We start from the raw sequence: 13,451 nt of genomic DNA, 5'->3' as shown, positions 1-13,451 counted from the left end.
GCTTTAAGCGGCGGGCGGGCGGTGCTGCGAGGCATCCTCGGCCCAGCGTGGATTGTAGCGAATAAAGCCGAACAGGTACAGCATAAGCGCCCTGGAATACCGAAACACCAGCGGCATCGTAAGCACCGTGATTACGGCAACTGTCGTGATGTATACCCACACGGGCGGGTCGCCGGCTAGGTAATACAGGCCTACGCCGCTGACGGCGAAAATGGCGACCGAAAAGGCATAGCTCACAAACATTGCCCCCCAGTAAAAGCCTGGCTCCGGCTCGTAGCTTTGACCACATACGGGGCAAGCCTCCGGCATCACCGAGAATTTGGTGAGGCGATATGCTGGATAAGTAAACAATGGTCCTTGGTGGCAGCGCGGACACCGCAGCGCCAGCATGGCCAGGAAGGAAGAACGGATAGGCTTCATGCTACAAAACCGAGGCTAAAATCAAACGCGAAACGGCCCGGTAAGGTCTGTGCGGCCAAAAGCTGACAGACTTTACCGGGCCGGCTTATTACCTGCCTACGCGAGAAAGGAAGGGGAGTTTGGCACGAGTGCGAGAAGACAGCTACTGTTGACCTCCAATAAGCGCACGGCGTGTGTTAGCGACGACTGCTTGGCACGCGAAATTGCAAACCGATTGAAGGAACGACGGTCACGCCCTTGAGCGTGGCTGTGCGATTATTTAGAAGTTGATAGGTGCCGTAGTTCTGGTAAAACAGCGACACAGCTGGAATAACATAAGCGTAGCGGAAGCCTATTTTGGCGTTGATGAATCCGCCAAAGGAGCCGAAGTTCTGCCGCTGATTCAGGCCTGCCAGCAGATTGTTCGTCTGCGGTACATAAATTTTACGCGATTCAAAACCGTAGCGGACAAACGTGTGGGCATACACCACGCCAAACGACAGAGCGCCTATTTCCTCTTCCGGCCCGAAAGATTTGCTGAAGACCAGCGGCACAATCAGGTCGTTGCGATTGGCCGAGAAGCTTAAAAGGTCAGTAATGTTGTTAAGGAATGGAATGCTGGGCAGCTTGGCTCTCTGGGTAGCAAATTGCAGCCCGATGCTGCCATACATTTCACCTGCCCGACCACCAGGGCTTTCGGGCGTGCCGGTGGGGCCCATAAACTGGTACATGGCATCGAAGACATGCGAGCCGAATGCATACTTATAGCCGGCGTCTACGCGCTCGGTGAGGCCGTAACGAATGTAGAGGTCGGCCGTGGGCTGCACAGGGTCTAGTACGTAGGCCAAAGCCGCCGTCTGAAGCCGATCGACGGCGCCGCTGTAGGCCACGGTATCTTTGCGAGCGGCGGCCGTGGCGGCTTCTTTGAGCGTAGAGCCGGCTTTACTTAATGTTTCGGTAGCTACGTTGAAGGCCGTATTACCGCCTACCCGAAACTCGCCCCGGGGAGTTACTTTGCCTGAACTGGTGAAAGTACGAGGCGCAGTGCAGGCTGTAGCCAATAGAGCCAAAAGAGGTAGATGGCGAAGGAGAAAGGAGTAGTTCATGAAGATAACTAGAGCGGGAAAGCAGGCGAAGTTGGCGAAAAAGCCCCCCAGCGCCAAAACCACGCCGGAACCGACTCAGCTATTTGCTGCTAAGAGTCCGACGCGTGGCTATAACGTAAGGGCGGAGCTTGAATTTCACGAAGGCAGCAGTTTGTCGCGGTATCCTGGCATATTTGCCCTCCATGCTGACCTTACTGCTTTCCTGGATAATCATTGGTGCCATTACGGTAGCCGTAGGGCAAGCAGCGTGGCGTGGAATGAAGTACATGGGGCTGCAAAGTGCCGAAGCCAGGCTCCCGTTGGAATGGGGCAGCCTGCTCGGCTTATGTGTGCTAACCCCTATTGTGGGGGGCATTTCTCTGGGTTGGGCCATTAGCTCGGGCGTGCAGGCAGCAGTAGCGCTTAGCGCTGTGGCCTTGGCACTATTGCAGCGAAAAGCGCTGGTCACTGACTTTCGCTCCATTTGGGGCAGGCTGGTAGCGCCGGCTCATCGTTTCCGAGTGCTAGCGGCGATAGTAGTCGTGAGCGTGCTCGGCATTCGGCTGCTGCATTTAAGCTCAGTCGCACCCGCCAATTTCGATTCGGGGCTTTATCATTTTCAGAGTCTGCGTTGGCTAAATGAATACCCAACGGTACCGGGACTGGGCAACTTACACGGCCGCCTGGCTTTCAACTCAAGCTGGTTTTTGCTGCTGTCATTATTTCGATTTGAGAGCCCAGCTGGCCCTGTATATGGTCTGGGGAGCTTTTTGTGTGTATTGCTACTGCTGGCTGGGGCGCGGGCGCTAGTAGGGCAGAGACGCGGTAGCCGTTGGGCCTGGACGCTGCCTTTGCTGTATTTTTTATTGATGTGGAGCTTCCAGATTTGGCTCTCCTCGCCCACGCCCGACTACGTGCTGCCGGTGCTTCTGATTTTTGCCTGCCTGAGCTACGCCCACAAGTGGGAGCAGGGCTACGGTCGCCGCTTCGATGCCGACAGCGTGCTCGTCGGGCTAATCGTTTTGCTGGCCGTTACCAGTAAGCTTTCGGTGCTACCTGCCTTGTTGCTACCCTTGCATAGCATCTGGGCAAGTCGCCAGTCTATGTCGGGCCGCCATTGGCGCCTGGTGACTGGGCTGGGACTTATTATGTTGGTGCCTTGGCTGGTGCGGAGCGTGCTGCTATCGGGCTATTTACTTTATCCTGTGCCCGAGCTCGATTGGGTAAATGTCGATTGGAAAATTCCGTTGGATATAATCCGCAAAGAGCAGTACATGATTACGAATGTAGGCCAGTGGGTAACTCACTCCACCTGCCTGCCGTCGCACCAGACCTTGGCCCAATGGGTACCTCACTGGTGGGCGGCTCAGGGCACCTTTATGCGTAGTGTCATGCTGATGGCTGCGTTATCAGTGGTGCCGGCTGCGGTGAGCTGGCGCCGCCTGCTATCCACCGAAGTCGGGTGGTTTTGGGGCTGGCTGATGGCATGGCTGGGGGGCATTTTTTGGTTTTTCACGGCACCTGATTTTCGGTTTGCCGTTGGGTTTTTGCTGATTGCCGGCCTATGGCCTTATCTGGGGCTGGTGTCTAAGAATAAGCTGAGTCCGAAGCTAGCGCTGTGGCTGCCTTTGGTGCTCACCTTGACTTGGGGGCTGCATTCATTGCGCGACCCTTTGTATCAGTTGCGTGCTCAGCCCGAGTCTTTTGCGCAGCGCCTAGTGTGGCCCGTTTCGCCCCCTGCCGTGCCTACGCTGGCTATACAACCAACTCCGGGCTTACTAGTGCGCATACCCCAGATGGGTATTCAGTGCTGGAATGCCCCATTGCCCTGCGCTGCCTGCCCGACCGTGAAGCTGGAAATGCGGGGTTCCACGCTGGCCCAAGGGTTTCGCTCTCCACCCTTACCGCTACCTGAAGAGTGCTGCCTAGAGGCTGCGAAGTGATACACTCAAGCCAGCAAGGCCAAAACTAAACGTCGAGTGGAACCTTATTCTAGCTATCCAACTCCACTATAGTGGTGGCTTATTACTTCAACCAAAAGCATGAGCAGCAAGCCCACCTTGAGCTTACATCATATAATGCATAATAATCGGATGAGCGCACCGCGAATTTTACTGCTGTGCTGCTTACTGCTTTCGTGGTCGGCATTTGGGCAAATGCCAGCTCGCGCTACAAAACCAGTAGCAACGGTGTACGTGTTTCTTGCCGAAACCTGCCCCATCAGCCAGCAGGCTACGCTGGCGCTCCGCACACTTTATACCACCTATGCCGCGCAGGGGGTGCAGTTCATCGGTGTATTTCCTGATCAGCAGACGTCAGCGGCCGACGTTGCTGCTTTCGGCCGGACGTATCAGGTGCCTTTTCCCCTGAAGCTGGATAGCAAACAGCAGCTTACGCGCCGTTTTCATGCTCGTATCACGCCGGAGGTGGTCGTAGTTGCTCCAGACGGACGCACCACTCTCTACCAAGGCCGCATTGATAACGGCTACGTTCGGCTGGGGCAACGCCGCACCGTCACTACCCAGCAAGAGCTACGCGATGCACTAGCCGCCATCGTCGCCAGCCAGCCGGTAGCCCCGGCGCGTACCGAAGCGGTTGGCTGCTTTATCACGTTGCTTTAAGTGACCTAAAAAGCAGTAGGCAGAGTACCTGGCGCGTAACAAGCCTTGCATATACTTAGCGCGCCGGTTAGCGTCCAAGCCGGAATTTGGCTATTTTGGCCAACAATGACCCACCCTCCAGTTCTTCCTTCTCTGGCCAAACTGCTCGCTGTTAGCTGCGTAAGCTGTTGGCTTGGAGCCTGCGCTGCGCCGCGCGCCAACCTACCTGCTGTTGCTGGCCCCAGCGCAATCAATAAATACGCGGCTGATTCGGCTCTGCGGCGGATTGCCACAGCTCAGGATGAACGCCAGACGGCCGTGCTGCTGCCTTACCTCAGTCGGCCCGAAGCACTTTACCGTCGCGAAGCGGCGTTGGCTTTTGCTTCGGTTCAGGATAAAGCAGCCACATCTGCACTCGCTACGTGTCTAACAGATGCCGACGCGGGCGTTCGCCGCAGTGCTGCCTACGCCCTTGGTCAAACGTCCGATAGCACCGCCACTGCACCGCTACAGCAGCGCATAACCACCGAACCCGACCCAGCGGCCCGGCGGGCAATGCTAGAGGCACTTGGCCGGTGCCTTACGCGTACGGAACTGAGCGCTTTACTGCGTTTGCCTCCCAGCATAGCTTCCGACACTGCCGCTTTGGCTGGTCAGGCCTGGGGGTTGTATCGGGCAGGTTTGCGCGGTATTACCTCCGAGGCGGCTGTAGCGCGACTTATACAATTGCTAGAGCTGCCCAATCCTTATGGGGCGCGCTTAGGTGCTGCCAGCACGCTGGCCCGCACTCGAGGGCTTGACCTGGCTATGTATGCTGTAGCCTTGGGCCGAGTAGCTCAATCTGACCCCGCCTTCGCCGTGCGCAGCGCCGCTGCCGCCGCCTTAGCTAAAGCTTCCGAGGCACCTACTGTGCCCGGCGTGCTTGCTGCCATCACGCGCCGCGACCCAGAGTATCAAGTGCGCGTAAATGCACTGCGGGCCATGAACGCCGCTATGTATGTGCCCGTGAAAGAGGCCGCCTGGGCTGCCCTTACCGATAAAAACAATCAGGTAGCCTTAACCGCTGCCGAGTTTTTTCTTACTCATGCTACCGAGGAGCCTGGTACGCTATTTTTGGAGAAAGCCAACAAGCTGAAACAATGGCGGGTACGCGCCACTCTGTTAGCCGCTGCTCTTAAGCAGGGTGGGGCTGGCCGCGAAGCCATCCGGGGCGATGTTCAGGCCCGCTATGCGGTGGCTACCAATCCGTATGAAAAGGGCTATCTGTTGAAGGCTTTGGGCGAAGATCCAGGTGCTTACGAATTTGTGGTGGCGTCCACATTTTCCCCCCAACAACCCGTGGTCATTGGTACGTATGGCATGGAGGCGCTGGTAAGCATGCGCCGCCTCACCGATTTTCCCGAGGCTCAGTATCCCGCTTTTGCGCTACTCATGCAGCGTGCAGTAGGAAGTGGCGACGTAGCCGTAATGGGCATCGCCGCCGAAGCTATCCGCGACCCCAAGCTAAATTTGCAGCCTCTGCTTACATCCACTGCCTTTCTCACCCAAGCCCGCGACAAACTCACCCTGCCGCGCGATCTGGAAGCGTGGCAATCGTTGCAGCAAACGATTGATTATCTCGAAAAAAAGCCCCCCACACCACTAGCAATAGCACCCGCGGCCGAGCACCCCATCAACTGGGCTACAGTAAGCCGAATTCCGGCTGGCCAGCGGGTGATGGTACAAACCAGTAAAGGTGCTATCGTATTCCAACTGCTCGTGGAGTCAGCGCCCGGTTCAGTAGCCAGCTTTGTCGAGCTGATTGAGCAAGGCTTCTATAATGGCAAAAATTTTCACCGGGTAGTACCCAACTTTGTAGCCCAAGGCGGTTGCCCGCGCGGCGACGGCTGGGGCAGCACCGACTACAACCTGCGCTCTGAATTCGCCGACCTACGTTACGGCGCCGGCGCCGTAGGCCTGGCTTCGGCTGGCAAAGACACCGAAAGCTGTCAGTGGTTTATCACTCACGCCCCCACACCCCACCTCGATGGTCGCTACACCATTTTTGCCCAAGTAGTTAGCGGCATGAACGTAGTAAGCAGCTTGGAAATCGGTGATGGAATTGAGCGCATAGAGTTGCTGCGCTGATGTGTATTAATGAGTAGCTAGTCTCAGCTGCCGTCTGGGGGGCTTTTTTGCGTAACGCTACAGCCTATAAACAGCCAAAACCCCGGTTCCTGCATATGAGGAACCGGGGTTTTGGCTGTTTATAGGCTGTAGCGAAATGTTAGACTTGCTTGTCTTCGCGGCCATGTACCTGCGCCGGGGGAGTAGTTGCTTCTACCGCCGTAAAGGCTTCCAGAATTTTGTAGGTGTGCGAAGCGCCCTTAGGTACTACCCAAGAGTTGCCGGGCTCCAACACTACTACTTGGCCCTCGGAGTGCAGTTCGGCCCGTCCGCTAATTACAAAACCAACGGTTTCATAGGGGCGGCTTACGGGCTCTTTGTCATCGCTGGGCTGCTCATTTTCCCAGAGGCGCATAGATACATTTTTGCCGGAGGCCAAATATTTCTCGCCGTCGTGGCCTTTGGGCGAATGATGCGAGTCTACTTTGATGATGGTGGTGTCAGACATATGTCGGGCGTTTTGGTGTTAAGTGTCGGATTGGTCGTTTGTATCTCCCTAACGGACGAGGCAGGCGTGCGGTTGCCCATAGCTTCAGTGCGAAACCTTCGCATGAATCGGCGGTTGCTAAGATTTGTCCGGGCCTTATCTTAGGTCAAACGAGCCAAATAGCCGTAGTAAGATGAGGCCTGGTCGGCCTCTGTACATTTTGCCTTATGTCCGACGAGTTTATTCAGGCGCTAGCGCAAGCCCATCAGCAAGCCACTGCTCCATTGCCGGCGTCGGCATTTTGTCATTGGGCCGAGCAGCTTCTTAGCGTATTATTTCCCGAGCGCGCCGAGCGTCCGCTAGCCCACCCCGATGCGGTAGCCGCTACGCTAATCCAACTACAAGATGACCTTATTTCGCTCCTGCGCCCTATTTCGCTGTCCCAGCCACCCACAGCTATAGTAGCCGCGTTCGGGGATAAGCTGCCATATCTTCGGGAATTGCTGCTGCAGGATGCCGCTGCCATCGTCACCGCTGACCCGGCCGCGCAAGGCCTGACTGAGGTGATTTCCACGTATCCTGGTTTCTACGCTATTGCCTTCCATCGCCTGGCCCATGCCCTGCATCTGCTGGCTGTGCCCCGGGTGCCGCGCTTATTGAGTGAATACGCTCATGCCCGCACCGGCATTGATATTCATCCTGGCGCGCAAATAGGTCCTTCTTTCTGTATCGACCACGGAACAGGCATCGTAGTGGGCGAAACGGCTGTAATAGGAGCTTATGTCAAGATTTTTCAAGGCGTTACACTTGGGGCGCTGAGTGTTGCCAAGCACTTACAGGGAATTAAGCGCCATCCTACTATCGAGGATTATGTAGTCGTGTATGCCAATGCGACCATCCTGGGGGGCAATACTGTAGTGGGCAGTCATAGCCTTATTGGCGGCAACGTCTGGCTTACCGATAGTGTCCCTTCTCACTCCCGTGTTTACCACAAAGCGCAACTGCACGTAACTCGCACCGAGGATCCGAGCGCCGATATTTCCTTTTCTATATAATTTGTTCGAGGTTAGCTCCAAAGCTGAAGCAAGATGGCCAAGATCTTATTCCCGTCATTTTTCCATTAGCAAAAAGGTCACTTCCACTGCTACATCCTGCATCAAACTACTCAAGACACTTAATTCCAAACAATGAAAGCCAACACTATTCTTGACACCATTGGCAACACCCCTTTGCTACGCATAAACCGGCTGTTTGCCCACCGCCCCGACGTAGAGGTTTGGATGAAGGCTGAGCGCGCTAATCCGGGTGGAAGTATCAAAGACCGCATCGCCCTTTCTATGATTGAGCAAGCCGAAGAAGACGGTTTGCTGATGCCAGATAGTCTTATTGTGGAGCCAACTTCGGGCAACACTGGCGTCGGCCTAGCCATGGTAGCGGCCGTGAAAGGGTATAAGCTTACGCTGGTTATGCCTGAATCAATGTCCATTGAGCGCCGCCGCTTGATGGCAGCCTACGGCGCCAACCTAGAGCTGACCCCGCGGGAGAAAGGCATGAAAGGTGCCATCGAAAAAGCCAATGAAATTGTGCAAAGCACGCCCGGCGCTTGGATGCCTATGCAGTTCGATAATCCAGCGAACATCAAGGTGCACGCTGAAACTACAGCCCAGGAAATTCTGCGCGATGCCCCTGAGGGCTTCGACTATCATATCACCGGCGTTGGTACCGGCGGCCACATCACGGCCGTGACAGAAGTGCTCAAGCCATTGTTTCCAAAGATGCTAACCTTCGCCGTCGAGCCTGAACTGTCGCCCGTTATCAGTGGTGGTGCACCTGGCCCACATCCCATTCAAGGCATTGGCGCCGGCTTTATTCCTAATAACCTGCATACCAATATCCTCGACGGCACCATCCAAGTAAGCCAGCAAGCGGCTTTCGATATGGCCCGCCGCGCCGCCCGCGAGGAAGGTATTTTTATAGGCGTGTCCTCTGGCGCTTCTTTGGCCGCTGTTGCCCAAAAGTTACCCGATATGCCCCAAGGCAGCCGCGTCCTCACGTTTTGCTACGACACTGGCGAACGGTATCTATCGGTTGAAGGCCTGTTCGTTTAAACCACGGACTGGCAGAATTGACGGATTTCGTGAATGACGTTATTTCTGAATAAAAAAGCCCTCCAGAGAAGGTCTGGAGGGCTTTTTTTAGATAGTGGTATGCATAGAAAGAAAACATGCACAAAACCGACCAATTTGCGCTCCAAATAAAAAGGCCCAACCGAGTAGGTTGGGCCTTTTTGTGAAGTGGAGAATATCGGAGTCGAACCGATGACCTCTTGCATGCCATGCAAGCGCTCTAGCCAGCTGAGCTAATCCCCCAAGTGAGATAGTACCAGTCGCCGGTTGCGATTTGGTGGGACAAAAGTACGGCGCGTTTCCGATTGTGCAAGGTTGGGGGGCTTTATTTGCGAAAATCTTTTCTACTAGCCCACAAAAAAAGCGGCCGGAGAATTTCTCCGGCCGCTTTTCAAAAGGATAATAAGTTGGCTTAGTTGAAGATGTAACGCAAGCCAAACTGCATGTAGTAGGTAGAAGCTAGCGCGTTCAAGTCGCGGAAAGTAGAGGTAACGGGCTGGCCTCGGTCCGTAGCCAGACGGAAGGTAGGCCGCGTAGTACCGCCAGGAGCAACTGTACTGTTGTTAGTTGTAACGTTTGTGGGGAACAGAATGGATGCCACATTATTAGAAGCGACATTAACTGTTTGAACAGTACCCCAGTTTCTGTTAAGCAAGTTACCAATGTTGAAGATGTCAGCTGTGAACTGGAGCGTGTTACGCTTCCCGCCAAGGTCCGTGAATATGTCTTGAGCAAGCTTCACGTCTACCTGGTGGCGCCATGGTAGCTTAGCGCCGTTACGCTCAGCATACTGACCTTTACGGCTTCGCAGATAATCATCTTGTTCAATGTACTGAAAAAACAAATCTTTCTGCTGGGCTGCACTAACGATATTAGGATTAGCCGCCGTACCGTAGTTGAAATCACTGAAGTCAATCTCTGATCCGTCCTTCGGAATGTAAATCAGGTCATTGTTCTGCCCGTCGCGGTTGAAGTCGCCGCCGTAGTTGTAGGAGAAGCGACCTTGGCTGGAGCCATCATAGAATAGCGACACGGTGGTTCCCAAGTGACCAAAATACTCTTTACGGAAGGAAAGAGAAGCAACTACGCGGTGAGGCACGACATAGTTAGCGTAGCTCAGCTCTGGGCTGTTAGCGTTGTTAACGATAGGCGTAAGCGACCAAGTATTGAGGAGCTGGTCACCAATACCGTCGAACAAGACTTTCGCGTCGCTGCGTACGTAGGCTACCGAAGCAGACAGGCCGCTGTCGAAGCGCTTCTCTAGCTTACCGGTTAAAGACCAGTAGTAGCCCTTGTGACCGTTATCAAGCACAACCGTGTTGAAGGCCTGCGTACCGAGCGTGTTGCCATTCTCTACCGCCTGATTAGGACCACGGGGAATAGAATTAGCGCCACTAGCAGGAGTTAGTGGGTTGATAAACCGGTTAAAAACTTGGTTTGGGTAAATTGGTCGATTATCAGGGTAGCCAGCTACGTTCAGCGGCTGTGCTTCTACCAGATTAGGATTGCGGCCTAAAGCAACCGTCAAGTCCTTATTATAAATACCTTCCAAAGTACCTACGATACCGAATGGCAACTGAGCATCAATAGCCAAAGTGCTTTTCCAGGTTTGCGGGTTTTTGAAATTCCGATCAGTAGCGCTCAGCGTACCTGGAATCTGCGTGCCAGGTGTAGGAGGCGTAGCCGGGCGATAAGCGTTCGGATCAGGATTGAATGGACCAGGCGTATCAGCACCCGAGGCAGTAGTAGTAAGCTGCAGTAAACCAGCATCGCCGGACTGCGATACGATCCAAACGGTGGGAACCCGGCCTGCGAAAATACCCGAACCGCCGCGTACTTGCAGAGTACGGTCACCCTTCACGTCGTAATTGAAACCTAAGCGGGGCGACCATAGCACCCGGTTTTTAGGCAGGATACCCGTATCAATCTGCTCACCATTGGCGAAAGCCAAGTTTGCCACCAGCGGATGGGTCCGAACCTCGTCTACTTCTAAGAAAGAATTTAATTCCGCCCGCAGACCTAAAGTTACGCGCAACTTATCATTGATGGTAATCTCGTCTTGGGCGTAAAGCGACCCTTGAGCAGTTCTAAAAGCGGGGAAAGCCTGCTCGAAACCGGGTAGCAACGAGATGGTCTGGGCAAAATCACGGGGCTTGGCACCATTTACGAAATCATCCCACGAATTGAACGTGTAGTAGCTGGTAGCGAAGCGCTGGAAGCCGTTCTTAGTATTTTGCAGGTCAAACTGAAAGCCTGTCGTTACGTTGTGAATGCCCAGCGAGAAGTTCACAAAGTCAACTACTGAGTAAGTTTGTACTTGGCGTAGGTTGCCGAAGGTAAACGGCTCATAACCAAAAGAAGTCAAAGGATTGACCCCGGCAACGGCCGTGCCACCAATTGGATTTTGGCCATCTAGGATATCAACGAACGGAAACACCTGACTGTCGGAGCTGCGTGGGTCGTTCTGGTCGGTGTAGGTGGCCCGTAGCGTGTTAAAGAACCGGCCCCCAAATGTTCCGTTCCACTCGCCTACTACGGAGTAGAGGTTTTGCTCCTGGTAATAGTTGGAGTTTTTGAAGGGGAGGGCAAAAATGCTCGTCCGCGTGTTTGCATAAGCCTGTAGAGGTGTACGGGAACCACTCACGAAGCTTGGATCCTTGCTTTCTACCTGGTTGTAGCGCAGGGTAATCCGGTGGTTGTTGCTAATATTCCAGTCGAGACGGCCTAGAATGTTAGTACGGTCGCGCTCGAAAGAATAGCCCTCATAAGGACCGGTTTCGTAGCCGTATTGCTCGCGCAGATAATTGCTGAACTCATCAAGGCGCGCTGCCGTAGGACGTGCGACGTTAGCCGGCGTGTTAGGATCGCCAAACAGTAGTCCCGGTCTAGAAGCAATGTTCTGCTGACCAGGAGATGTTTGTTTGCGTTGCTCAGCATTTATAAAGAAGAAGAGCTTATCCTTAATAATCGGGCCGCCTAAGCGGAAGCCGTACTGCTTCTCTTCCAACTTCTGCTTGGTAAAAGTTTGGTCGCCTACTTTGTTGCCTTGCAGGTCATCATTTCTGTAAAAAGAGAAAACGGAGCCAGAGAAGTCATTGGTGCCCGAGCGGGTTACGGCGTTGATGGCGCTACCAATAAAATTGGATTGCCGCACGTCGAAAGGCGTAACGTTCACCGAGATAGTTTCAATAGCGTCCAGAGAGATTGGGTTGCCGCCACCGGGCAAGTTGCCACCAATACCGAAGTTGTTATTGAAGTCGGAGCCGTCGATGGTGATGTTGTTCTGCCGATAGTTACCTCCTCCAATAGAAGGACCTTGGTTGTTAGTAGAGGACTGAGGCGTGAGGCGAGTAAAGTCGTTTAGGCTACGACTGATCGTAGGTAGGCTTTGAATTTCTTCGCGGCTGATGTTTGTGACCGCGCCCGCGCGTTCTACATTTAGTACTGAGCGTGGATCTGTACCCGTAACTACTACGGTACCTAACTCTGTCGTAGCTTCATTTAGGTTTATATCTAGACGCAGAACTTGACCTAATGTCAGGAATATGCCTTCACGAGTTACTTCTTGATAACCAATGAAAGTAATACGAACGGTGTAAGGACCACCCACCCGCATATTTTGGAGGTTGTAGCGTCCTTCCGAGTTAGTAGGGGCTACGTACTGCGTGTTAGTGGGGGTATGAACGGCAATAACCGTAGCCCCTGGCAGCCCCGCACCAGTCTGGTCGGTAATCACACCGCTCATTGCTGATGTTGTAACGCCTTGCGCCCAACCCAGCCGCGCCGTACAGACGCTAAGCAGCAACAACAGCAAGTAGCGTAAACGTAACTGTTTCATAAAGAGAAAAAAAGGTGAAAAAAGAAGGAAGCAATAGGAATGGGCCGCAAAGGTAAGGATGACAATGAAGCTAAACATTACCAAACCATTAACTATTTGTCAGAACCCCCCAAAGCTGGCTTTGCGGCGGCAAAGGTAGAAGGCAAATTCACAACTTCGGTCGTACAGCCTTAATAAATCTACTGAGGTAATAGTCGGTGTCCAAACTATTTTCGGTTACGCCTAATGAACTGGAAGCGTGAATAAACTGCACACTTTCGGCGGTGGCTTCCGTCACCAGACCCACATGAGTAATTTGGTTGCTGCCTGGCGATGCACCGAAGAATACCAAATCCCCTACCCGCAGATCCTGGGAGCGCACGGGAGTACCCCATGCAGCCTGTTCATTGGAGGAGCGCGGAATAGCTACGTTAATAGCACTAAACGAAGTAGCTAATAAACCAGAGCAGTCCATGCCCAAGCGAGTAGTACCGCCCCACTTATAAGGAGTGCCTTCATAGGAGCGAGCGGTTTGGATAACTGTTGCCAACTCCCGACTAATATTGGCAGGCAACGGTCGGCGTGCTCCCCGCTTGGCTACTATTTTGGTTTTACCCCGAGATGATGAGTATTTTGATTTGGCTTTTGCTACCGGCCTGCCGCCTTTCCTACGCCGCTCATCAGCCTTTATTCGGGCCATTTCCCGGGCTGAATGATACCGCCCGTTCCGATAATTTACTTTTTTAGTGCCGCCACAACTAGCCAGCCACCCAAGCATTACTATTAATAGTAATGCCACCAATCGGCTCCACTGACTCGAAACCTGTACCT

Annotated in this window: 10 protein-coding genes and 1 tRNA gene; 5 read left to right on the top strand and 6 right to left on the bottom strand. The window is 53.8% G+C overall.

The genetic code is table 11. The annotated features are described in order from the left end of the window. Window positions 1-3 precede the first annotated feature (3 nt). Together ACW9KT_RS14550 and ACW9KT_RS14545 are read right to left on the bottom strand one after the other, a co-directional pair. Window positions 4-420, bottom strand: coding sequence for a DUF983 domain-containing protein (locus tag ACW9KT_RS14550; protein ID WP_457081626.1), 417 nt, complete (start codon window positions 418-420; stop codon window positions 4-6). Between the two features lie 176 nt (window positions 421-596). Beyond that, window positions 597-1,505, bottom strand: a complete 909-nt coding sequence (locus ACW9KT_RS14545) for a hypothetical protein (protein ID WP_457081624.1) — start codon at window positions 1,503-1,505, stop codon at window positions 597-599. A gap of 182 nt (window positions 1,506-1,687) precedes the next feature. Between ACW9KT_RS14545 and ACW9KT_RS14540 the strand changes: the two genes are divergently transcribed. The 3 genes from ACW9KT_RS14540 (at window position 1,688) to ACW9KT_RS14530 (ending at window position 6,211) form a co-directional block, all read left to right on the top strand. Continuing rightward, window positions 1,688-3,427, top strand: coding sequence for an LIC_10190 family membrane protein (locus tag ACW9KT_RS14540; protein WP_457081622.1), 1,740 nt, complete (start codon window positions 1,688-1,690; stop codon window positions 3,425-3,427). 213 nt (window positions 3,428-3,640) lie between these two features. Continuing rightward, on the top strand, window positions 3,641-4,105 hold the full coding sequence (locus tag ACW9KT_RS14535; protein WP_457081620.1) for a redoxin domain-containing protein: 465 nt from the start codon (window positions 3,641-3,643) through the stop codon (window positions 4,103-4,105). A 105-nt stretch (window positions 4,106-4,210) separates the two neighbouring features. Further along, the gene (locus tag ACW9KT_RS14530) at window positions 4,211-6,211 is read left to right on the top strand and encodes a peptidylprolyl isomerase (protein WP_457081618.1); all 2,001 of its coding nucleotides are present in this window, start codon (window positions 4,211-4,213) and stop codon (window positions 6,209-6,211) included. 139 nt (window positions 6,212-6,350) lie between these two features. Here the strand turns inward: ACW9KT_RS14530 and ACW9KT_RS14525 are convergent, their stop codons facing one another. Beyond that, window positions 6,351-6,698, bottom strand: a complete 348-nt coding sequence (locus tag ACW9KT_RS14525) for a cupin domain-containing protein (protein WP_457081616.1) — start codon at window positions 6,696-6,698, stop codon at window positions 6,351-6,353. Window positions 6,699-6,904: 206 nt separating this feature from the next. Here ACW9KT_RS14525 and ACW9KT_RS14520 point away from each other — a divergent pair, with 206 nt between their 5' ends. Together ACW9KT_RS14520 and cysK are read left to right on the top strand one after the other, a co-directional pair. Next, window positions 6,905-7,732 (top strand): serine O-acetyltransferase, encoded by an 828-nt coding sequence (locus tag ACW9KT_RS14520; RefSeq protein WP_457081614.1) that lies wholly within the window; start codon window positions 6,905-6,907, stop codon window positions 7,730-7,732. Between the two features lie 132 nt (window positions 7,733-7,864). Beyond that, window positions 7,865-8,785, top strand: a complete 921-nt coding sequence (gene cysK / locus ACW9KT_RS14515; RefSeq protein WP_457081612.1) for a cysteine synthase A — start codon at window positions 7,865-7,867, stop codon at window positions 8,783-8,785. A gap of 187 nt (window positions 8,786-8,972) precedes the next feature. Here the strand turns inward: cysK and ACW9KT_RS14510 are convergent. From ACW9KT_RS14510 to ACW9KT_RS14500, 3 genes are all read right to left on the bottom strand, one after another. Continuing rightward, window positions 8,973-9,046 (bottom strand) — tRNA-Ala (locus tag ACW9KT_RS14510). A gap of 169 nt (window positions 9,047-9,215) precedes the next feature. Next, complete coding sequence (locus ACW9KT_RS14505) at window positions 9,216-12,641, bottom strand: TonB-dependent receptor (RefSeq protein WP_457081610.1); 3,426 nt, start codon at window positions 12,639-12,641, stop codon at window positions 9,216-9,218. A gap of 148 nt (window positions 12,642-12,789) precedes the next feature. Then, complete coding sequence (locus tag ACW9KT_RS14500; RefSeq protein WP_457081608.1) at window positions 12,790-13,320, bottom strand: C40 family peptidase; 531 nt, start codon at window positions 13,318-13,320, stop codon at window positions 12,790-12,792. Between the last annotated feature and the right edge of the window lie 131 nt (window positions 13,321-13,451).

This window comes from Hymenobacter sp. HD11105 (assembly GCF_054051685.1).
This window is presented reverse-complemented; position numbering and strand designations above follow the sequence as displayed.

Excerpts from the sequence above, each read along its gene's own strand:
- ACW9KT_RS14505 (WP_457081610.1), bottom strand. The coding sequence starts at position 12,641 with ATGAAACAGTTACGTTTACGCTACTTGCTGTTGTTGCTGCTTAGCGTC.
- ACW9KT_RS14535 (WP_457081620.1), top strand. The coding sequence starts at position 3,641 with ATGCCAGCTCGCGCTACAAAACCAGTAGCAACGGTGTACGTGTTTCTT.
- ACW9KT_RS14550 (WP_457081626.1), bottom strand. The coding sequence starts at position 420 with ATGAAGCCTATCCGTTCTTCCTTCCTGGCCATGCTGGCGCTGCGGTGT.
- cysK (WP_457081612.1), top strand. The coding sequence starts at position 7,865 with ATGAAAGCCAACACTATTCTTGACACCATTGGCAACACCCCTTTGCTA.
- ACW9KT_RS14530 (WP_457081618.1), top strand. The coding sequence starts at position 4,211 with ATGACCCACCCTCCAGTTCTTCCTTCTCTGGCCAAACTGCTCGCTGTT.
- ACW9KT_RS14525 (WP_457081616.1), bottom strand. The coding sequence starts at position 6,698 with ATGTCTGACACCACCATCATCAAAGTAGACTCGCATCATTCGCCCAAA.
- ACW9KT_RS14500 (WP_457081608.1), bottom strand. The coding sequence starts at position 13,320 with ATGGCCCGAATAAAGGCTGATGAGCGGCGTAGGAAAGGCGGCAGGCCG.
- ACW9KT_RS14545 (WP_457081624.1), bottom strand. The coding sequence starts at position 1,505 with ATGAACTACTCCTTTCTCCTTCGCCATCTACCTCTTTTGGCTCTATTG.
- ACW9KT_RS14540 (WP_457081622.1), top strand. The coding sequence starts at position 1,688 with ATGCTGACCTTACTGCTTTCCTGGATAATCATTGGTGCCATTACGGTA.
- ACW9KT_RS14520 (WP_457081614.1), top strand. The coding sequence starts at position 6,905 with ATGTCCGACGAGTTTATTCAGGCGCTAGCGCAAGCCCATCAGCAAGCC.